Below are 19,776 nucleotides of genomic sequence, written 5' to 3'. Positions count from 1 at the left end.
ACCCCGCGTCATGGGGAGGGGCGATCCGTGGCGGATCTGTCACCGGGCGCGATCACACGTAGAGCACGGACCAAAGGTGGCGTCGTCACCATCGTCACGGTGCTGGCGATGCTCGCCGCCATGGGCCTGACCTGGTTCGGGCTCAGCGCCAACGACCAGGTGTCGGCCGGCTTCGACAGCAGCTCATGGCTGTGGAGCCTCACCCGCGGCGAGATCGCCCGCGTCAACGGCCTGACCGGCAAGGTGGACACCCGCTCGCAGGCGCTGGTCGCCTCGCAGGGCCACTACGTGCAGGTCAGCCAGTCCGACCGGTACCTGATCGTGCGCGACCAGCACACCGGGCGCATCAGCGCCCTGGACCCGGCGACGCTGCAGATCACCGCGTCGCAGGAGTCGCAGGCGGGCCTGGGCGTGTCGGTGGCGCTGCACAACAACGCGGCGTTCGTCATCGACCCGGTGCAGGGCGTGGTGCGCCAGCTGGACCCCGCGACGCTGCAGCCGATCGGCGAACCGCTGCGCTACCCGCCGGGCATCACCGGCGGCCACTTCGACGGCACCGGGCGGCTCTGGCTGGCCGTGCCCAGCCAGGGCACCGTTTCGGCGATCACGCCCGCGCCGCTGACGCCGCCGTCGGGCGGCACGGGCGGCAGCGGGCCGTCGCTGGTGCGCACCGAGCCGGTCGCCGAGGCGTTCCACGACCTGGCCCTGTCGGCGCTCGACGACGGTGTGGCGGTGCTGGACCAGACCAACGGCTCGCTGACGCTGCTGCGCGGCGACACCCTGAAGAAGGTCGAGATCGCCGGTGCGGCCGGCGGTGAGCTGCCGGAACGCTCCAGCGGCAAGGACATCGCGGTGACGGTCGTCGACGGCCGCAAGGTGTATGTCATCTCCGGTGACCAGGTGCACGAGTTCACGGTGCCGGGCGCGGGCGGGGCGGTGCGGCCCGCGGTGGCGTGGTCGGGCTGGTTCTACGTGGCCGACGACGCCGCGGGCAAGGTGTACGCGATCGACCGTGAGGGCAAGCTGGTCAACACGATCGAGGCGGGCAAGCCCGGCTTCCGGCTGGAGCTGGAGGTGCGCGAGAACCAGCTGTTCATCAACGCGCCCGACTCCGCGACGGCGCGGGTGGTCAACGACAAGCACCAGGTCCGGGTCGTCGACAAGTTCAACGACGACGTCGTGGGCGGTGACCCGCCGCCGGTGACGCCGCCGCCCCCGCCGAAGCCGCAGATCGGCAAGCCGGGCGCGCCGCGCAACGTCACCGCCGCGTCGGGCGACTCGCAGGTGCGCCTGAGCTGGGGCAAGGCCGCCGAGAACGGTTCGAAGATCACCAAATACGTGGTGGAGGGCGACGGGCGGACCTGGACGGTCGGGGCGCGCAACCGCTCGCTGGTCATCGACAAGCTGACCAACGGCAAGACGTACACGTTCACCGTGCACGCGGTCAACGGCAAGGGCGCCGGCCCGACCCGCAAGAGCAACCCGGTGATGCCGACCGGTGACGTGCCCGACGCCCCGACGGGCGTGAAGGCGGTCGAGAAGCCCGACGGCACCGTCGAGGTGACCTGGACCGCCGCCAACGGCCAGGGTCGCAAGATCACGCGGTACGAGGTCACCGCGATCAACGCAGGCAGCGGCGCCCTGATCGGCACCACGTCCGGCGCGGTGAAGCTGGTCGTCAAGGACGGCGAGCTGGATTACGGCACGCAGTACGCGTTCACCGTCGTCGCGGTCAACGACAAGGGCGCGGGTTCGGAGGTGTCGCAGCCGTCGGGTTCGGTGGTGCCGTTCAACAAGCCCGCGCAGGTGCGCAACCTGTCCGCGGCAACCGTCGGCACCGCCAAGGGCACCATCCGCGTGAGCTGGGCGGTCCCGGCCGACAACGGCCGCCCGATCACCGGCTACAAGGTGACGGCGGGCGGCAACACGCAGACGGTCAACGGCACCAACGCGACCCTGGACGGGTTCGGCGACGGCGAGATCGTGTCGGTCGACGTGGCGGCGGTCAACGAGGCCGGCACCGGGGCGAAGGACACCACCAGCGCGAAGACCATCACCGACGCGAAGGTGTCGAACGTGTCGGCGGGCAGCGCGACGTACAAGGGCTTCACGGTGAACTTCGCCTACGACGACGGCGGCGGCACCGCGACGTGCACGGTGACCATCAACGGCGCGGCGCGGGCGGTCGGCTGCAACACCGGCGCGAGCGGGTACGCGGTCAACGAGGTCGCGACCGACAGCGCGTTCACGATCACGGTGTCGGTGAAGAACGCGACCGGCGCGACCGCGACGTCGAACCCGGTGACGGTGCGCACCCGGCGGCTCAACGGCACGATCCGGTGTGTGGGCTGCTCCAACGGCATCGGCATCTACAGCAACTCCCGCCAGCAGTCCAACGAGGCGGTCGGCGACGCCCAGAACGGTGACACGTTCAAGGCGTTCTGCTGGAAGCAGGGCACCGCGGGCAACCAGAGCGGCGACGCCGAGCTGTTCGCGGCCGGGGAGAACAGCAACAAGCGCAGCGACAAGTGGATCCAGATCACCTACCGCGGCAACCAGCGCTACGTCCCGTTCATCTGGCTCAACCTCGACGACGGCGACGACTACAACGACGTGCCGCAATGCTGATCCGCTGAGCTTCCCCGGCACGAGCCGTCACGGCCCGTGCCGGGGTTTCTCCGTCTTGGCCCCTCTTTCGAGCACAAAGGACACTCACCCGTCATGAACCAGCCCCTTCCACCGCTGTCCGCCGGTCAGGTCCGCGCGTTCGCCGACCTGACCGAGAAACTGGCCGGCGCGATCTCGACCGTGGTGCTCGGCAAGCCGGAGGTGGTCCGGCTCGGGCTGGTCGCCATGTTCGCCCAGGGCCACGTGCTGCTGGAGGACGTGCCGGGCACCGGCAAGACGACCCTGGCGCGGGCCATCGCGGCGTCGGTGCAGGGCGCGTGGCGGCGCATCCAGTTCACGCCGGACCTGCTGCCCTCCGACGTCAGCGGCGTGACCATCTTCAACCAGGCCAGCCGCGGGTTCGAGTTCCACCCGGGGCCGATCTTCGCCAACATCGTCATCGCCGACGAGATCAACCGGGCCTCGCCGAAGACGCAGTCGGCGCTGCTGGAGGTCATGGAGGAGCGCTACGTCACCGTCGACGGCGTACGCCACGCGGTGCCGCGGCCGTTCATGGTCGTCGCGACGCAGAACCCGGTCGAGATGGACGGCACCTACCGGCTGCCCGAGGCGCAGCTGGACCGGTTCCTGATGAAACTGTCGGTCGGCTACCCCGACGAGGCCGTCGAGATCGAGGTGCTGCGCGGGCACACCCTGCGCTCCCCCGACGGGATCACCCCGGTCACCGACACCAAGACGATCGGCGAGGCCGTCGCGCTGGCGCACCGGGTGCACATCGCCGACCCGCTGTACGCGTACGCGGTGCGGCTGGCCGCGGCGACCCGCGAGCACAAGCACGTGCGCGTCGGCGTCAGCCCCCGCGGCGTGATCGCGTTGACCCGCGCCGCCAGCGCGTACGCCCTGACCGAGGGCCGCGGCTACGTGCTGCCCGAGGACCTGAAGGTGCTGATCGAGCCGGTGTTCGCGCACCGGGTGCTGCTGACCCCCGACGCGCAGCTGCGCGGGGTCACCGCGACCGAGGTGCTGCGCGACGCGGTCGAGGCGGTCCCGGTGCCGCTGCCCGGCCAGGAGTCCCCGACCGGCGAGCCGGGCCCGGCTCCCGCGGCGCGGCACGCCGGATGATCGTCACGCTGCGGGGGGCGGGCCTGACCGTCGGCGGCGTGGCGCTGCTGGCCACCGGTTTCACCTACGGATACCCGGAACTGGCGGTGCTCGGCGCGACCGCCGTCATCGCGCAACTGCACGCGTTGGCGCACGCGGCACTGCGGCCGCGGCTGTCGGTGACCCGGACCGTGGACCCCGACCGGGTAGCACGCGGCGAGGGCAGCACCGTCACGCTGACCGTACGCAACACAGGCCGCTTCGGCGCCGCGACGCTCGTGGCCCACGACCGCTGTGGCCGGGCCGGGCAGGTCGGCGCGACCGTGCCGGTGCCGCTGCTGCGCCTGCGCCCCGGCCACGACACCGACGTGTCCTACCCGGTGCCCACCGACCGCCGCGGCGTCGTCGACGTCGGCCCGCTGCAGGTCACCCGCCGTGACCCGCTCGGCCTGGTGTCGGTGTCGCGCAGCCACGGCGACACCGCCCGGATCTGGGTGTACCCGAAGAGCCACCTGATCCAGGCCGTGCCCGCGGGCATCTCCCGCAGCCTCGACGGCCGCCTCGACCGGGTCCCGCACGGCGCGATCACCTTCGACACCCTGCGCGAGTACGTCATCGGCGACGAGCTGCGCCACGTGCACTGGCGCACCAGCGCCAAGGTCGGCGAGCTGATGGTCCGCGAACACCTCGACACCAGCCTGCCGCAGCTCGTGGTGCTGCTCGACGACCGGGCCGCCTCGTGGGCCGACCGCGACGCGGCCGGGTCGGCGTCGTTCGAGAGCGCCTGCGAGGCCGCCGCGTCCATCGTCGCCGCCGCGACCCGCGAGGACCTGCCCGTGACCCTGCACCTGGTCAGCGGTCCCGCCGCGGGAGGCACCCGGATCCGCGGCGCGGCCCGGGGACTGCTGGACCTGCTCGCCGAGGCCGAACCCGCACCCGGCGACGAGGAACTGCTGGTCACCGCGACCAACCGGCTGCGCCAGCACCGGCCCGGCGACACCCTGATCTACCTCACCGGCACCGCCGGGCTGGCCGACCTCGCACTGGTCTCCGGGCTCAAGGGCCCGTTCCCGTCGGTCGCCGTCGGCGTGCTCGGCCCGCGCCTGGCCGCCGAACCGCAGCCCGCCGGGGTGCTGCTGCTGCGGGCCGAGGACGGCGAGGACTTCGCCGCGGTATGGGACGGAGTCACCCGATGGTAGCCCGCGGCCTGCGCATCCTCCTGCCACCGGCGCTGATCACGGCGATGCTGGTGCTGTCCGGCCTGGTCGCCGACCGCATCTACAACGGCACCCTGTTCACCGTGCTCATCGCGGGCGCGGCCGCCGGATCGGTGGCGATCAGCCTCGCCCTGACCCGGCTGCGGGCCTGGTCGGTCGCGCCGCTGTCGGTGCTGGGCCTGGCCGGCTACCTGGCGTTCGCGCTGAACCTGTCCGCGCAGCGCGCGGGCATCACCGGGGACCTGCCGACGATCGCCACCGAGGCGCTGCGCGACGGCATCCCCCGGCTGCTGGCCGTGCTCGTGCCCGTCGAGCCGCAGCCCGACACCGTCGCCGTGCCGGTCATCGCGACCTGGCTGGCCGGGCTCATGGCGATGGAACTGACCGTCCGCGCTCGGCGCACCCTGGTCGGGCTGACCCCGCCGGTGCTGCTGTTCGCCGGGGCGCTGTGGCTGGTCGGGCCGGCCGCGCCGCGTACCCCCTGGTCGGCCTTGGCCTTCGCGGCCCTGGCGATCGCGGCGCTGGCGTTCACCGGCCGGGTCCGCACCCCCGAGACCGGCCTCGACCCGGCCACCCGCAAGGCGCTGCGGCTGCGGGCCGCGCTCGCCGGCGGCACCGGGTTCGCGCTGATCCTGGCCCTGGTCGCGGGCGCGGCACCGCCGGTCGCGTCGCAGGTCACCGCCAAGCCGTTCGACCCGCGCAGCCTCATCGACCCGCCGGACCTCGACGCCCTCGACGAGAACCCGCTGATCAGGCTGTCCGGCTGGGCGCTGCAGCCGCAGGAGAAACTGCTCGACGCCGACGTCGCCGCCGACACCCGGATCCGGCTGGCGGTGCTGTCCGACTACGACGGCGTGACCTGGAAGGTCGGGGCGACCTACCGCCCGGCCGGGCGCAGCCTGCCCCGCCCGCCCGGCGAGGTCGCCGGCAAGCCCGTGCAGCAGCGTTTCACCATCGCCGGGCTCACCGGCAAACTGCTGCCCGCCGCCGCCACCCCCAGCCACGTCGACGGCGTACGCACGGCCTACGACCAGTCCACCGGCACCATGCTGCGCCCCGAAGGGCTCAGCACGGGCATGACGTACACCGTCACGTCCCTGCACAGCGAACCCGACGTGAACCTGCTGCCCGTCGCCGACGTGCCCGCGGGCATGACCCGCTACATCACCCTGGGCCCGAACGTGCCCGACAACATCAGCCGGCTCGCGCAGCAGCTCGGCGCGGACAACGGCGCCCCGTACCAGCGGGCGCTGGCGATCGAGCAGTTCCTGTCCGAGCACTACAAGCTAGACCCGCAGGCGCCCAGCGGGCACGCGTACCCGAACCTGAACTTCTTCCTGTTCGGACCGCCCGGCACCGGCGCGGGCAAGGGCACCTCGGAACAGTTCGCGGCGTCGTTCGCGGTGCTGGCCCGCCTGCTGAATCTGCCCAGCCGGGTCGTGGTCGGCTTCACCGCCCGCGCCGGCAACCACGCCGTCACCGCCGGGGACGCGCTCGCCTGGCCGGAGATCTACTTCACGGACCTGGGCTGGGTGCCGTTCCACCCGCTGCCCGAGCCGAACACCGAGACCAAACCACTGGAAGACGAGTTCAAGCCGCAGCCGGAGACCTCGCAGCCGCCGCCGTCGGACGAGCCCATCCCGACGCTGGAACCGACCGCCGACGCGCCCAGCACCGCCCCTTCGGCCAGCGGCTCGGCGGCGGGCGGCGCGAACGTGGCCCTGGTCGCCGGCGCGGGCGGCGGTGGGCTCCTGGTGCTGCTGCTGGCCGGGTTCGTGGTGTTCGTGCTCGTCGCCCGGGGTGCGCTGCGGCGGCGCAGGCTCGACGAGGGCAGCCCCGACTCCCGCATCGAGGGCGCGTGGCTGGAGGTCGGCGACGCGCTGCGGCTGGCCGGGCGGCGCGCCCCGGAACACCTGAGCGCCGCTGAGGTCGCCGCGCACGCTGCCGAAGCCGCCGCACCGGTACGCGGCAAGCACGACGTGCGCCTGGCCGCGCCGACGCTGGACGAGCTGGCCGCAGCGGTCAACCAGACCGTGTTCGGGCCGGGCACGGCCGGTGACACCGAAGCGGAAGCCGCGCGGAGCCGGGCGGTGGCGTACATCGACGAGCTGAAGGCACGCCGCTCCTGGTGGCGGCGGCTGCTGTGGACCCTGCACCCGGGCCCGCTGCGCTGGCGGCGCTGAGCGGCAGCAGCGTTCGGTTCAGTCCGCTGACGTACGACGTGGCCTCGGCCGTTCCGCCCTAGATCGTTCGACTTGCCAGGCACCTGTGCGTATCTTGGTCCGGCATTCGCCCATATGCCTGGCAAGTCGAACGATCGTGGTGCGTTCCGTCCCCGGCTCGGCGCGGGTGAGCGAGAGGTGGCGGTCAGCGAGCCTCGGGATCGGCTCAGGAGAAGCGCTCGCCTCGCATCACGGCCCGTGCCACCTCGCGCAGCTTGTCGTCGTCGGGCTGGAAGCCCTCGGCGATGTCGGGGTGCAGGCCTTCCCTGGTCTCGCGGAGGATCCAGGCGGCGACCTCGTCCTCGCTCTGGCCGTCGTACTGGTCGGCGACGCGGTTGGCGGCCTGTTCCAGCGCAGACGTCAGCTGCGCCTCCAGGGGCACCTGGAGCTTGCGCTCCACCGCGTTGAGGTCGTCGCTGTCGAGCGACACGTGCATCTCCGGCATTGCCCACATCCTTCGGTCGTCGGCCCTGCCTTACCCGGAACAAGGCTGCGCCAAGCATCGCGCACACCGGCCACCGGATGCCGTTATGACCGGCGTGTCCGCTCCCGCGGCGTCAGTGGCGAACGGGGCAGGTCACGGACAGTCGGCCAGCGCGACGCGGTAGAAGTCGCCGTGCGGCGGGACCTGAGCGGTGGCGGTGATGCCCCGGCCGAGCGGGGTGTCCGGGTGCGCGCAGACGGTCGCGAGGTCGACGCTGGTCGAGACGGTCTTCACCGACTGGGCGCCGGTACCGGTGACGGTGACGTAGCGGGCGATGTCGCCACTGGCTACACCGCCTTTGGGATAGACGAAGTCGACCCGGATGCGGACCGGCCCCGTGCCGGTCACGGTCGCGGTGATCGTGGCGGTGAACTTCGAGCCGCTGATGTGGGCCTCCAGCGACAGGGCTTTGATTTTCGCGGTGGGCTTGGGGCTGGTCTTCGGGCTCGGCTTCGTCGTCGGCGTCTTGGTCGGGCTCGGCGTGGGCTTGGCGGTCGGGCTCGGCACGACGCTCGGGGTCGGACTCGGCGAGGGGCCGCCGGTCGGGCTCGGCGACACCTCGGCCGCGGCGACAGGCACCGGATCGGCGGCGGGGCTTCCGGCTTTGGTCAAGGCCCAAACCACGTAGCCGCCGCCCGCACCCGTGAGCAGCACCAGCAGCGCCGCGACACCGATGAGGGTGTACAGCACGGCGGGACGCATCGGCCGGCGGGCGGGCTCGGTCATCGGATCTCCCATGCGGAGCGGGCGCGGACGCCAAACCGTATGACGGTTGTCCACCCACCACAAGATCGGCCGAACGGCTTACGTCAACCACGGGTTGACGATCCGCCTGCCGTCAACCTAAGGTTGACGGCATGGCTGAGACACCTCGACTGGACGATCTCATCGACGTCATCAAGAAGCGCCACCCCGACGGCGACACGCTGCAGCAGCTCAGCGACGCTGTCGTGCTGGGCCAGCACCTCGGCGAACTCGCCGACCACCTCATCGGCCACTTCGTCGACCGCGCCCGGCACTCCGGCGCGTCCTGGACCGACATCGGCCAGAGCATGGGCGTCACCAAGCAGGCCGCCCAGAAACGCTTCGTGCCCAAGGAGTCCGAGGCCACCGAGTCGGATCTGAAGACCTTCGCCCGCTACGACGACGACGCCCGGCAGACCCTGGTGCTCGCCCAGCAGGCGGCGATCGCCGCCGGGCACGACCGCATCGGGCCGCAGCACCTGCTGTCGGCCATGCTCGGCAACCCCGCCAGCCCCGGCACCCGGGCCGTCGAAGCCACCGGCACCGTGGCCGCGGTCAGCGCCGCACTGGCCGAACGCTTCCCCGCCACCGGCACACCCGGCACCGGGCCCGTGCCGTTCGCGCCCCAGGGCAAGAAGGCCCTCGAACTCACCCACCGCGAGGCCCTGCGCCTCGGCGACGAGCACATCGGCACCGAGCACCTGCTGCTCGGCATCCTCGACCTCGCCGAAGGCGACACCGTCGACCTGCTCACCCGATGCGGTGTCACCAGGGAGAACGCCGAGGCCGCGCTCGCCGGACTCCGCTGACGGAAACGGCTTCCGACGCCCGGCCCGGATCGCGGCCGGGCGTCGCCCGTCGTCAGCACGAGCGCAGCCGGCTCGCCTTGTGCACGCCGTCGAACAGGTACAGCTCGGCAGATCGGCCGAGCTCCGTCGCGTACGCCCGCAGCGACGTGCAGGCCTCGGCCTGCAGCGCAGGGTCCGCGCTGTCCAGGTAGACGCGGAAGGAGTTGTGCGAGGTGTCCGCGGCCACCAGGTGCGACACCCAGCCGCGGGCCTCGAAGCGCGTGCGCAGTTCCTCGTGGACCTCGCGCGTGTCGTGCACCTGCGGCAGCAGCAGCACGGCCGCGGCCAGCGCCGCGCCGACGCCCATCGTGCCGATCGTCCACCACCGCACCGACCACGCGGACGGCGCCGGCCTCGCGTCGGCGGGAATCCGATCGAGCCGCATCGCGCCATACGCCAGCATCGCCGCGCCCGCGCTGATCCACACGCCGTTGCCGGCGAATCCGCGTTGGAAGTCCGCCTCGTCGGTCACGCCCGTGGTCGACAGGAAGTAGTTGGCCGCCGTCAGGACCAGCAGCAGCGCCACGCCGGCCTTGACCGCCGCCGGCAGCGCCCGCAGCAGCGGCCAGAACTTCGCCATCGGCAGCTGCCCGAAGTAGCTGCCGTTGACCGCCTTCATCACCCCGACGAAGCAGACGAAGGTCAGGGCGAACGGCACGACCACCACGCCCATCGGGATGCGCGGCCCGCCCGGGAGCAGCGTGTCCACCACCATGAGCAGGAACAGCCCGGAACCGGGAGCGAACCCGCGATCAGCTTGCGCATGGGCGCGATCGTAGGGTGCGCCGTCGATTCTGTCCGACCCGTGCCCGGCGCGGACCCGCCGCTTCGAGGCCCGGATACGACGTGGGGCCGGGGCGCTCTCGCGCACCCGGCCCCACGTGCCCCACCGCTAGCCTGTGATCGTGCCCTGGCCGGTGATGTCGGCCAGGTCGACGACCCGCGGATCGGCCACGACGCCCAGCCACAGCTTCTCAGCGGGTTCGGTCAGCTTGTCCGTCCTGGTCTCGACCGGGAACGTCACCGACACCTGGCCGGCCGGGATGGTCCGGCAGCCCAGGTACGGCGTGAAGTCCAGCAGGAGTTTGGCAGTGTCGGGCACCGTCGCACCGCACACGCTCAGATCCTGGGACAGCGGCCGGGACAGCGTCACCGTGAACGCCAGCGGCTGCCCCTCGACCGCCGTGGCGTCCGAGACCCGCAGCGAAGCACGGGTGCGGAACACGGCCACCTGCGGGTCGTGGTCGCTGGCCCCGCGTGCGCCGTCGCCGTCGTGGTCGGCGGCCCAGTCGGCGTTGATGTGCGCCGCCCGGATCTTCACCAGGTCACCGTAGAGCTCGTCGTTGACGAACAGGTGGTCCAGCGTCTGCGCCTGGCCCTGGAACACGTACGAGTAGGCGCTGCCGGGCGCCTGTGCGGCCAGGTCGGCCCACAGGTTGTGCAGACCCAGGTCGTACAGCGGCTTGAGCTGGTCGGACGGGGTGTCGCTGTCGGACATGGCGATCGGGTCGTCCGGGCGCGGGAACACGTTCAGGTCGCCGCCGTACACCACCCGGGCGTGCGGCGACGCCGCCTCGATCGCGGCGACGATCGCCGCGCCGTAACGGGCCTGCTCGGTGCGCTGCCCGACCCGCGCCTGCGGGGTCGAGGAGTAGTGGTTCGACACCGCCCACAGCTCGTAGACGTCAGAGCTGCCCGGCTGCGCCGAGACGGTGAACCGGGCCACCTGCGGGGCACGGGTGAACACGTTCGACCCGTCCACACCGGTGGACGTGTCCACGTCCGACGGCAGCACCGCGTTGAGCGACTTCGGGTTCTGCACGTCGGCGTTGTAGCCCAGCGCCGCCGAACGGAACTGCACGCCCGGCGTCGCCGTCAGCACCGCCGACGGGGCCGCCAGGGTGAGCCGGTCCGTGCGGTACAGGAACCCGGCGACGATGCCGCGGGCGTCCGCGCCGTCACGGTCGTACGCCGCGTCGTAGGCCGGGCCGCCCGCCGCCGCGACGGCGAGGGCCAGCTCCTGCAGCGTGTCCGGCTTGCCGTCGGCGTTGTTCACGTCGCCGCAGACCAGCGCGCCAGCGGTGACGGTGCAGATGTCCTGGTCCTCGGCCTCCTGCACGAGCAGCAGGTCGGGGCCGTGCAGGTCGTTCGCGATCTGCGACGCCAGCGCGCCCAGGTGCGCCTGGTAGTCGGCCTCGTTGAGCGGCACGTAGTCGAACGGCGGCGAGACCCCCGGGCAGCCGGTGTTGCCCAGGTAGTCGCAGCCGTCGAACGGGTCGTCGCGGAAGTCGTACAGGTTCTCCACGTTGTACGTCGCCACGGCCAGCTCACGGTCCCGGTTGATCGGGGCGGGAGCGTTGTTGGCCGACGGGTCCGCGCCCGCGCCGAAGTCGGCGGAGGCGACCTGGATGCCGTACTTGTCGAAGGAGAAGTTCAGACCGCCGACCGCGTCGGAGGCCAGCACGTCGAACGTGTGCGCGGGCGGCAGCAGCGCGGCCATGTCCTGCGCGGTCCACTTCACACCGGTGGTGCCCAGCATGATCCGGGTGCCGTTGCCGTCGTCGAAGACGTGCGCGGTGTCGTTGTCCATCGGGTGCGCGTCGCGGTACACCCGCCGGGTCAGCGGGTCGGTGCGGTCCAGCAGCGGGTCGTCGACGTCGAGGACGTACACCTCGGAGTCGGCGGTCGAGGCGAACACGTCCCGGCCGCTGGCCGCGACACTGCCCGCGCGCACCCGCAGCTGCTCGCCCTCGTGGCGCTCCCAGAACCGGTTCGCCGCGGCGAGGTCCTGCGGCGGGGTGGCGTTGGTGACGGCGGTGTCGGTGACCCCGGACTCGATCACGCGGACCAGCGACGCCGAGGACAGCTGGGTCATGAAGAAGTACTCCGACACCCGCGCGCGCACCACGACCTCGTCGCCGACGGTCGGCACGTAGCCGCCGATCAGCGACGTGAAGCCGCCCATGAACACGAAGATGCCGTCGGAGCTGGTCGGGTCGCCGTCGGTCGCGCCGGTGCGCGACTGCAGGTAGAAGCCGTACTGCGCGGCTCCGGCCGAGGTGCGGGCCAGGGTGCGCTGGGTGATCACGCCGCGCACGTCGTACAGCGCGCTGCTGGTGCCCGTGCCGGTGGCCGGGGCCAGCGGCGAGCGGTCCTGCACGCCGTTCTCGGCGTCGGTCGTCGGGCCCTGCACCTCGCCGACGGTCAGCACCCGGTTGACGGTGACGGTGAACCCGCACGTCGAGGTGGTGCCGTCGGCGTCGGTCGCGGTCATCGTCACGGCGTACGACCCGGACGGCAGGTCCGCGTCGGCGGTGACGGTCGCGCTCGCGGTGCCGCCGACGGCGTCGGCCGGGGTGAACGCGGTACGCGTGATCGTGCCGGCCGCCGGGGCGGGGACGATGTTCGTGACGGCGAGGTCGACGATCGTGTCGTCGGCGTCGGTCGCGGTGACCGTGCGGGTGCCCGCCTGTCCCTGGGCCACGGTAAGCGCGCCGCCGCAGGTCAGGGTCGCGGGGGCGTCGACGGGTCCGCCGCCGGTGGTGTGCGCGCCGAGGCCGTCGACGGTGTCGGTCGCGTAGCCGACCCAGCCGGTCGCCGGGTCGAACGCGTCGCCGGGCTCGGTGTCGCCGAGCGATACGGCCGCGTCGCGGCGGATCGTGTTGTCGGCGGTGCTGGCAAGGCCGGTGCCCCACTCGGTGCCGGGGTCGGTGCCGACCTGGCCGAGCGAGTCCACGACCGGCCCGGCCGCGCCGCCCTTGCGCAGCACGATCGCGTCGTCGCCGTTGTAGAAGCTGGCGGAGCTGGTCTGGTCGGCCTGCGCCAGGATCGCGGCGTTGGCGCTGGCGTGGGCCAGCACGAACACGTCACCGTCGGCGACCGTGCCGGTCAGCGCGATGGTCCCGCCGGCGGTGGTGGCGCCGTTGAAGTAGAACTGCACGACGTACTGCCCGGCGGCCAGGTCCACGGCCGAGCCGGTGCCGTTGTAGAACTCCAATGCCTTGTTGTTGGAGCTGCCCTCGACGTACTCGGAGATGAGCAGGTCGCTCGGCGCGGCCAGGGCGGCGGGTGACGCCGCGGTGAATCCGGCCAGCACGGCAAGCACAACAGCGGCGCGCATAGTGCGACGCATCGATATCCTCCCGGGGTTAGGAGGATGACCCTACTGGCCGGTCACGAAGAGGTAAACCCGCCTCGATGACTCACGGATGAACACTGTGGACCCACGGTGAGCCCGCGCAGGTCGCGGCACCGTCACCGCCCTGGAGCCGGCTCCGGTCCCGCGCAGCCGCCCTGCCTGCCGGTGACGATGAGTGTCGGGCCGTCGAAGTCGACGGTGCCGGTCTGGCCGTCCCGCCACCGGAGCCTCAACTGATGCGGGCCGGTGAACTCGACCAGATCAACGAAGTCGTAGGAACTGCCGTCGGACTCGACGAAGCAGTCGATGTCGTCCTGCGCCTCCCGGCTGAACAGGCCCGCTCGCGACCGCAGCCACAGATAGGGGCGGCCGGAGAAGGCATCTCGGCTGACCACCTCGAACCTGCCGTCGGCGGAGATCGCTACGGTCCGCGCGGGCACGCCGCGCAAGCTCAAGGTGTCGAGTTCCCCGCTGACGACCCAGGTGCCGGTGGCGCACAGGGTCACGACGGCGGCCGCCACGTAGCCGAGCCCACGCGCCCGGACCGAGCGGACGCCGAACACCGGCCCGGCCACTGCCAGCAGCAGCCCCGAAAGGCAGATGAGCACGAAGGAGATCGTGCTGCCGTGATCGAGCAGGACGACCCACAGCCCCGGATCACGGGTGATCGCCAAGGCCGCGCCCACAGCGAGCACGGCGAGAAGCCACATCACACCACCCGCCGCGGCCCGCATGCTGCGGCGCGGCGTCACCCCGTCCGGCGTCATCGCGCCAGGCTGCCATGCGGCGGGCCGCCGCGCTGTCCCTGACCACGCCGCGGCACCGGCGCGGCCGGGGCAACGTCAGGCGCGCTGTTCCCGGGCGAGCGCGCGGTAGATGAGCACCGCGGTGACGGCGAAGTAGAGGGCCATCATGGTGAAGGCGCGAGCGAAAGCGGCCGGATGGATGCTCGGGCCGACAACTGTCAGCGGGGCGAGAATCGCACCGGCCAGCGCCAGCACCCACAGCGCCACCGCCCAGCGCGGCGCCCCGCTCAGGAACCACCGAAAGTAGTGCCACATGGCGAGCGGGCTGTTCCGGTTCGGCATGCGGCGCATCGACACGATCATGCCCGGCAGGACGACCGGGAAGACGAGCAGGAACGACACGTGGGCCAACGTGTCGTCGCCCGTGTTCGCGGGCAGCCAGCTCCAGACCGCCAGCGCGGCGCACACGGCGGCCACCGCCACCGAGGCACGGTGCAGCCAGGTGATGTTTGTCGAGGTCACGGGCATGATCGTACGAGCGGTGTCAAATCATGCACGCCCCTGACCTGCGGTTTCGGTCAGTCGTGCGCGATCCGGTGGCGGCGTGCCGGAACCCGGGTGACCAGCTTGTCGACGCCGGTGAATCCGCTGACGTCGACCAGGCAGCCGTGCCGGATGTTGCCGAGCAGGGTCTCGCCGCGCCGCTGCACGAGCATGACGTCGCGCATCGGGAAGCTGTGCACCGTGCCGTCGGCGGCGACGAGGTGGCAGGCGTCGTCGCCCAGCACGAGCCCGTCCTTGGCCCCGCGCAGCCGCCGCGCCAGCGAAGGCCGGAGCAGCTCGCCCTGCGGGGTGAACGAGCCGGCAGGGCAGCCGGTCCGGGTCATCCCGTCGAGCGCGATGTCGACCCCCACGGGGACGACCAGCAGCGCCGAGGACAGCCACGACGCCGCGGCCGCCCGGACGTCCGCCGGACCGAGCCGGGCTGCGGCGGCCGCCTCGGCCTCGCCGAACTCGTCGTACACGGCGAACAGCTCCCGGTGCCCGGCGTCGGCCAGCGGAGCCTGGGCGTGCGCCTGCTCGGCCGCGGCGAGCACGCCGAGGCGTTCCAGCCCGGCACGCAGTCGCGGGTCCTCGGCCGGGGGCCGGGTGTAGCGGGTGACGACCGCTGCCAGCTCGGCGGGCGCGGGTTCTTCGGCGGCCAGCCGCAGCAGCTCCTGCCACAGGACGCGGGCGGCCACAGCGCTGTCACGCTGCCGGTTCCTGCCGCGCAGGTGCAGGCTCAGGCCCAGTTCCAGCCGGTCGCCGCCGACCGGGGTCGACCACTCGGTGGACCAGGCCTTCACCCCGGCCCGTTCCAGCAGCGCGTCGACCCGGGTGCCGAGCACCCGCAGCAGCAGGAACGCCTGCGGGCCCGCGGTGGCGGTCACGGCGACGCCGGGCGCGACGACCTCGTCGGCATACCAGGCCGGTCCGGACGGGCTGCCCTCCGGACTCGTCGTATGGGCGGCGCGCGGCCCGGCGGGCAGCGGCAGGCGCAGCCCGGCCGGGGGCGGTCCGGTGCAGGTGAGCACGGCGTTGCCCGCGGTGAACCAGCGGGCCAGGTGGGCGCGGACCTCGTCGGCGGTGAACCGGTGCGCGTCGACGGCGGGCCAGCGCAGCAGGCCGGGGCCGGTCGGGCCGAGCCGGCGCGCCAGCAGCGACACCCACGGGTCGCGCACCGCGTCGTCGACGTCGAGGTCGAGCTCGATCGCCCGGTCGGCGGCGTCGAGCTGCTGCGCGGTCAGCACGAGGCCGCCGAGATCCGGGTTCGCGACGAGCGAGGCGAGGTCGGTGAGGTCTTCGGCGACCCGGGTCGGCTCACCGGACAGGGTGAACGACGTCTCCAGCAGTCCCGCCGTCTCATCGGGCTCCGCGAGCAGGCTCACCAGCAGGTGCCGGGTGACCAGGTGGGTGATGCCCAGCTGGTCGACGTCCTCGTCGCGGGCGCCGACCGCGAACGCCAGGGTGGCCGTGAAGTCGCCGGGCATTTCCTGCCAGAGCACCCGTACGGTGTCGATCTCCTCCCGCCGCATGCGCGGATAGTACGAGCCCGGGTCAACCAGTGGTCGATCCGAACGTCGCCTGAGCTGGCCGACCAGCCGGACAAGGCACCGTGACGGGCTGCCAGGACGGACCGCGAACTGGATCTGACGGGGTCCCCGACCAGGCAGGATCACGGTGCACGCTGGTGACCAGAACAGGGGCACAGATGTACAAGCGCGTCCTGCTCGCGATCGCCGCGGGCGCGGTGCTCGCCACCGGCACCATCGGTTTCGCCGCCCTGCCGGCGCTCGCCGGCGACCCTCCGTACAGCGCCGTCCGGGACACGCCCGCGGTCTCGTCGGCCCCGTCGCCGAGACCCGGCACCCTGCCGCGCACCGGTGCACCGCTGTCCGGCATCTCGCTGGCCGGGGTCGCGCTGGTCGGCCTGGGCGCGGTCCTGCTGGTGACGTCGCGTCGCCACCGCGAGCACATCGCCTGAGCCGGCGCGACGAGGGCTCCCGGCATCACGGGGAGCACTCGTCCCCGCGTATCGGCAGGTCGAAGACCGCACGTCCGGCCGGGACAGCGGTGAACGCGAAGGCCTTACTCTCTACGCCATGCGAAACCCCTTCCGCGCGCTGCACCCTCGGCAGCTCCGCGGCCTGCGGCTGTTCCTCGTCATCACCGTGGCCGCGCTGGTGGCAGGCCTGGCGGGCACCGCGCTGCTGCCCGCCGAGCACCGAGGGCTGGCCGTCGGGCTGATCCTGGCCGCGGGTCTGGCCGCGGGCTGGTTCACGGTGACCGGCTTCCGTCCCGTATGGACGGCGGTGGCCGCGGTGATCGGTTTCCTGTTCGTCGTGATCATGTTGCGCGAGACCGGACCGAGCCTGCTCCAGCTGCGCGGCGGACTGGTGGACGCGCAGGTCGTGTCGTTACGGGAGAGCAGCGGGCCGATCGGCCGCTACCACTATGCGATGGCCGCCCACTCCGGTCGGGCCCTCGGCGGCGAGCTCACCGTCGACGAGGCGGCCTACCGCATCGGCGAGTCGGTGACCGTGGTCGAGGAGCCGGACGGGCTGGCGCATCCGATGCTGCCCAGCGAGCTGACCGAGCACCGGCAGAGCTGGCTCGCGGTCACCGTGCTGTATCTGGCGACCGCGGTCCTGTGCCTGCTGGCGGGGCGGCCGCGGCGGGCGAAGGCGAGCTGATCCGGGTCACAGGCGGAACTCCAGCCAGGGGTGCAGCACCGGCAGCACGGCCGCGGCCTGCATGGCCTGCATGTGGTCCAGTCCGTCGAGGACGGCGACGTCCCAGCCGAGCGCTTCGAGTGCGGCCCGCTCGCGTTGCACGGGTCCGGCGATGTCGACGGTGACGCCGCCCCACTGCTCGCCGTACTCCATGGTGTCGGCGGAGCCGACGACGCACAGCCGCGGGCAGGTCAGCGACGGCTGGGCGGCGCGGTCGTCGAAGTCGCGCAGCGACTCGTACAGCGTCACGAACTGGCGGGTCTGCTCGACGGTCGTGACGACCGAGACGGTCGACCAGTCGCCGGGCACGGTCTCGGTCGGCGTCGGCGGGTGCTGCACGGCCGCCAGGGACGCGGCGTGCGCGGCTTTGGTCACCGCCAGCATCGCCGCGTACGGGCCGCCGACCGGCGGGTAGCCGCCCATGACCAGGGCCGACAGCCGGTCGGTGTGCAGTGCCAGTTGCTGGCCGAGCAGCCCGAGCCAGGAGTAGCCGTAGAAGGCGAACCGGTCGGCGCCGGCCGCGTCGGCGACGGCCAGCAGGTCGCGGGCGGCGTTGGCCGGGGTGAGCGTCTCGGGTTTCGGGCGTGCCATGACGTGGCCCTCGTAGTCGAAGGCGACGACCCGGAAGCGGTCGCGCAGTCCGTTGATCAGCGACTGGCCGAGCGCGGGGTCGGCGCCCCAGGCGCGCATGGCCTCGGCCTTCGGGCCCTCCACCGGGACCGGGTCGACGGGCAGCAGCAGGACGGGCCCGTCGCCGTACGCCTCGAACCCGATCATGCTGCCGTCGTGCAGTCGTACGCTCGCCATCACCATCTCCTTATGCCGTAAGGTGTTCTTTGGCGAAGACATTAGCTTACGGTGTACGGAGATGCCACATGACGTTGTACGGCGGCCAGGGCGATCCTGCGCGGACCATGGCGCTGCTGTGGCGGGCGCACTCCCCCACCTCCGACGTGCCCCGCGCACGCCGCGCCGCCCCCGGCCCGAAGCAGGGCCTCACCGTCGACGCGATCCTCGACGCCGCCATCGCGATCGCCGACGCCGACGGCATGGACCGGCTGTCCATGCGCGCCGTCGGCGAGCGGCTGGGCACCTCGGCGATGGCGCTCTACACCTACGTGCCGAGCAAGCGCGAACTCGTCGACCTCATGTACGACCACGCCCACGCCGACTGGCCGCAGCGGTACCCGCTCAACGAGGGCCCGCGGACCGCGGTGCAGGCCTGGGCCGACGACCTGTGGGACCGCTACCTGCGCCACCCGTGGCTGCTGCAGGTGTCCTACGCCCGGCCGGTGCTCGGCCCGTACGAGCAGGCGGTCCTCGAATCGCTGCTGGACGTCCTGCACGCCGCCGACCTGCCCCCGGACAGGCTGCGCCCCGCCGTCAGCGCGCTGTTCCACCTCGTGCGGGGCGCCGCGCAGACGGCCACCGAGGCACGGGCCGCCGCGGCTGCCACCGGAACCTCCGACCAGGATTGGTGGACCGAACGCTCCGCCCTGCTCAGCCGCCTGGCACCCGACTTCGCGCAGCGCTTCCCCCGCTCGACGGCCCTGGCCGGATCATCGTCCACGGCCGACTACGACCCGGTCCGCCAGGGCAAGGACGCCCTCGACGGCGGACTGCATCTGCTGCTGGACGGCCTGTTCACCGACGGCGGCGCAGCCGCCTGACAGGTCCAGCGCGCCACCGGGAAGACGCTCGTCGCGACCGCGGGATCAGGGCGTGAGGCCGCGCAGCAGCAGCGCCAGCCCTTCGCCGAACTCGCGCTGCGGCGTCACGCCGCGCGCCGACACAGCCGTCTCCGCCAGGTACGGGTACTGCTCGCCGAGTGTGGCCAGCACGTCGGTGCCGGCCCCGGACAGCGGCCCCAGCCCTTCGGCCTGCAACGCGCCGATCAGGTAGCTCACCAGCGCACGGAACGCGATGACGCGCCGCTCGCCGGCGAAGCCCGCCCCGGCCAGGACGCTCAGCATGGCCTCCCCGCTGCGGCGTACGCCCGGCGAGGCGTGCCGGTGCACCAGCAGCAGCGGCACCATGGCCGGGTGCGCCTGCACCGCCAGCCGGATGCGCTCGCACAGCTCGGCGATGCGCTCCTGCCAGGTGGGCAGCTCGGGCACGGTGAAGTCGACGCCGCCGAGCACCAGCTCCACGACCAGCCGTTCGAGCTGCTCCCGGTCGGTGACGTACCGGTAGAGCGACATCGTGCCCATGTTCAGTTCCTGCGCCACCGTGCGCATCGTCAGCACGGCGAGGCCGTCGCGGTCGACCACGGCCAGGGCGGCGGCGGCGAGCTGGTCGGTGGTCAGCGATCGCTTGCGGGGCACGGCTTGACAGCGTACAAGATACGCTTATAGCTTCGTAGGCGTACGTTGTACT

The 19,776-nt window shown here is 72.5% G+C and carries 17 protein-coding genes; 8 read left to right on the top strand and 9 right to left on the bottom strand.

Annotated features, from left to right (window positions below; genetic code table 11):
* Positions 1–27: 27 nt before the first annotated feature.
* From AB0B66_RS07630 to AB0B66_RS07615, 4 genes are all read left to right on the top strand, one after another.
* Positions 28–2,628 (top strand): fibronectin type III domain-containing protein, encoded by a 2,601-nt coding sequence (locus tag AB0B66_RS07630; RefSeq protein WP_360524480.1) that lies wholly within the window; start codon positions 28–30, stop codon positions 2,626–2,628.
* A gap of 93 nt (positions 2,629–2,721) precedes the next feature.
* The gene (locus AB0B66_RS07625) at positions 2,722–3,750 is read left to right on the top strand and encodes a MoxR family ATPase (protein WP_360524477.1); all 1,029 of its coding nucleotides are present in this window, start codon (positions 2,722–2,724) and stop codon (positions 3,748–3,750) included.
* Positions 3,747–4,928 (top strand): DUF58 domain-containing protein, encoded by a 1,182-nt coding sequence (locus AB0B66_RS07620; protein ID WP_360524474.1) that lies wholly within the window; start codon positions 3,747–3,749, stop codon positions 4,926–4,928. Before AB0B66_RS07625 ends, AB0B66_RS07620 begins: the two co-directional genes overlap by 4 nt.
* The gene (locus tag AB0B66_RS07615) at positions 4,922–7,129 is read left to right on the top strand and encodes a transglutaminaseTgpA domain-containing protein (RefSeq protein ID WP_360524471.1); all 2,208 of its coding nucleotides are present in this window, start codon (positions 4,922–4,924) and stop codon (positions 7,127–7,129) included. Before AB0B66_RS07620 ends, AB0B66_RS07615 begins: the two co-directional genes overlap by 7 nt.
* A 205-nt stretch (positions 7,130–7,334) precedes the next feature.
* Here the strand turns inward: AB0B66_RS07615 and AB0B66_RS07610 are convergent, their stop codons facing one another.
* Positions 7,335–7,613: a hypothetical protein gene (locus tag AB0B66_RS07610; protein WP_360524468.1), complete on the bottom strand. Its 279-nt coding sequence runs from the start codon at positions 7,611–7,613 to the stop codon at positions 7,335–7,337.
* A 132-nt stretch (positions 7,614–7,745) separates the two neighbouring features.
* Positions 7,746–8,378, bottom strand: a complete 633-nt coding sequence (locus tag AB0B66_RS07605; RefSeq protein WP_360524465.1) for a hypothetical protein — start codon at positions 8,376–8,378, stop codon at positions 7,746–7,748.
* A gap of 131 nt (positions 8,379–8,509) precedes the next feature.
* On the opposite strand from AB0B66_RS07605, the gene AB0B66_RS07600 reads away from it, so the two are divergent.
* Positions 8,510–9,205 carry a Clp protease N-terminal domain-containing protein gene (locus tag AB0B66_RS07600; RefSeq protein WP_360524462.1) on the top strand — a complete coding sequence of 232 codons (696 nt, stop codon included), beginning with the start codon at positions 8,510–8,512 and terminating at the stop codon, positions 9,203–9,205.
* 52 nt (positions 9,206–9,257) lie between these two features.
* On the opposite strand, the gene AB0B66_RS07595 is transcribed toward AB0B66_RS07600, so the two are convergent.
* From AB0B66_RS07595 to AB0B66_RS07575, 5 genes are all read right to left on the bottom strand, one after another.
* Entirely contained in the window at positions 9,258–9,953 is a 696-nt protein-coding gene (locus AB0B66_RS07595) for a hypothetical protein (RefSeq protein ID WP_360524459.1), read from the bottom strand.
* A gap of 183 nt (positions 9,954–10,136) precedes the next feature.
* Positions 10,137–13,364, bottom strand: a complete 3,228-nt coding sequence (locus AB0B66_RS07590; RefSeq protein WP_360525243.1) for a lamin tail domain-containing protein — start codon at positions 13,362–13,364, stop codon at positions 10,137–10,139.
* 134 nt (positions 13,365–13,498) lie between these two features.
* On the bottom strand, positions 13,499–14,149 hold the full coding sequence (locus AB0B66_RS07585) for a hypothetical protein (protein WP_360524456.1): 651 nt from the start codon (positions 14,147–14,149) through the stop codon (positions 13,499–13,501).
* A 75-nt stretch (positions 14,150–14,224) separates the two neighbouring features.
* Positions 14,225–14,650 carry a hypothetical protein gene (locus AB0B66_RS07580; protein WP_360524453.1) on the bottom strand — a complete coding sequence of 142 codons (426 nt, stop codon included), beginning with the start codon at positions 14,648–14,650 and terminating at the stop codon, positions 14,225–14,227.
* Positions 14,651–14,706: 56 nt separating this feature from the next.
* Entirely contained in the window at positions 14,707–16,203 is a 1,497-nt protein-coding gene (locus AB0B66_RS07575) for a hypothetical protein (RefSeq protein WP_360524450.1), read from the bottom strand.
* Between the two features lie 176 nt (positions 16,204–16,379).
* Here AB0B66_RS07575 and AB0B66_RS07570 point away from each other — a divergent pair, with 176 nt between their 5' ends.
* Positions 16,380–16,652 (top strand): LPXTG cell wall anchor domain-containing protein, encoded by a 273-nt coding sequence (locus AB0B66_RS07570; RefSeq protein WP_360524447.1) that lies wholly within the window; start codon positions 16,380–16,382, stop codon positions 16,650–16,652.
* A 118-nt stretch (positions 16,653–16,770) separates the two neighbouring features.
* Entirely contained in the window at positions 16,771–17,361 is a 591-nt protein-coding gene (locus tag AB0B66_RS07565) for a hypothetical protein (protein WP_360524444.1), read from the top strand.
* 6 nt (positions 17,362–17,367) lie between these two features.
* On the opposite strand, the gene AB0B66_RS07560 is transcribed toward AB0B66_RS07565, so the two are convergent.
* On the bottom strand, positions 17,368–18,207 hold the full coding sequence (locus tag AB0B66_RS07560) for an alpha/beta hydrolase (protein ID WP_360524441.1): 840 nt from the start codon (positions 18,205–18,207) through the stop codon (positions 17,368–17,370).
* A gap of 68 nt (positions 18,208–18,275) precedes the next feature.
* Between AB0B66_RS07560 and AB0B66_RS07555 the strand changes: the two genes are divergently transcribed.
* Positions 18,276–19,070 carry a helix-turn-helix domain-containing protein gene (locus AB0B66_RS07555; protein WP_360524438.1) on the top strand — a complete coding sequence of 265 codons (795 nt, stop codon included), beginning with the start codon at positions 18,276–18,278 and terminating at the stop codon, positions 19,068–19,070.
* Between the two features lie 45 nt (positions 19,071–19,115).
* On the opposite strand, the gene AB0B66_RS07550 is transcribed toward AB0B66_RS07555, so the two are convergent.
* Entirely contained in the window at positions 19,116–19,724 is a 609-nt protein-coding gene (locus AB0B66_RS07550) for a TetR/AcrR family transcriptional regulator C-terminal domain-containing protein (protein ID WP_360524435.1), read from the bottom strand.
* Between the last annotated feature and the right edge of the window lie 52 nt (positions 19,725–19,776).

This window comes from Catellatospora sp. NPDC049111, assembly GCF_040648615.1.
In the GTDB taxonomy this organism is placed as follows: domain Bacteria; phylum Actinomycetota; class Actinomycetes; order Mycobacteriales; family Micromonosporaceae; genus Catellatospora; species Catellatospora aurea.
Note: the sequence above shows the minus strand (reverse complement) of the source record. Positions and strands in the feature narration are given on the sequence as shown.

What these genes read in the sequence shown, in the direction of transcription:
- AB0B66_RS07625 (WP_360524477.1), top strand. Translation starts at nt 2,722, where the DNA reads ATGAACCAGCCCCTTCCACCGCTGTCCGCCGGTCAGGTCCGCGCGTTC.
- AB0B66_RS07620 (WP_360524474.1), top strand. Translation starts at nt 3,747, where the DNA reads ATGATCGTCACGCTGCGGGGGGCGGGCCTGACCGTCGGCGGCGTGGCG.
- AB0B66_RS07615 (WP_360524471.1), top strand. Translation starts at nt 4,922, where the DNA reads ATGGTAGCCCGCGGCCTGCGCATCCTCCTGCCACCGGCGCTGATCACG.
- AB0B66_RS07610 (WP_360524468.1), bottom strand. Translation starts at nt 7,613, where the DNA reads ATGCCGGAGATGCACGTGTCGCTCGACAGCGACGACCTCAACGCGGTG.
- AB0B66_RS07605 (WP_360524465.1), bottom strand. Translation starts at nt 8,378, where the DNA reads ATGACCGAGCCCGCCCGCCGGCCGATGCGTCCCGCCGTGCTGTACACC.
- AB0B66_RS07600 (WP_360524462.1), top strand. Translation starts at nt 8,510, where the DNA reads ATGGCTGAGACACCTCGACTGGACGATCTCATCGACGTCATCAAGAAG.
- AB0B66_RS07590 (WP_360525243.1), bottom strand. Translation starts at nt 13,364, where the DNA reads ATGCGCGCCGCTGTTGTGCTTGCCGTGCTGGCCGGATTCACCGCGGCG.
- AB0B66_RS07585 (WP_360524456.1), bottom strand. Translation starts at nt 14,149, where the DNA reads ATGACGCCGGACGGGGTGACGCCGCGCCGCAGCATGCGGGCCGCGGCG.
- AB0B66_RS07575 (WP_360524450.1), bottom strand. Translation starts at nt 16,203, where the DNA reads ATGCGGCGGGAGGAGATCGACACCGTACGGGTGCTCTGGCAGGAAATG.
- AB0B66_RS07570 (WP_360524447.1), top strand. Translation starts at nt 16,380, where the DNA reads ATGTACAAGCGCGTCCTGCTCGCGATCGCCGCGGGCGCGGTGCTCGCC.
- AB0B66_RS07565 (WP_360524444.1), top strand. Translation starts at nt 16,771, where the DNA reads ATGCGAAACCCCTTCCGCGCGCTGCACCCTCGGCAGCTCCGCGGCCTG.
- AB0B66_RS07560 (WP_360524441.1), bottom strand. Translation starts at nt 18,207, where the DNA reads ATGGCGAGCGTACGACTGCACGACGGCAGCATGATCGGGTTCGAGGCG.
- AB0B66_RS07555 (WP_360524438.1), top strand. Translation starts at nt 18,276, where the DNA reads ATGACGTTGTACGGCGGCCAGGGCGATCCTGCGCGGACCATGGCGCTG.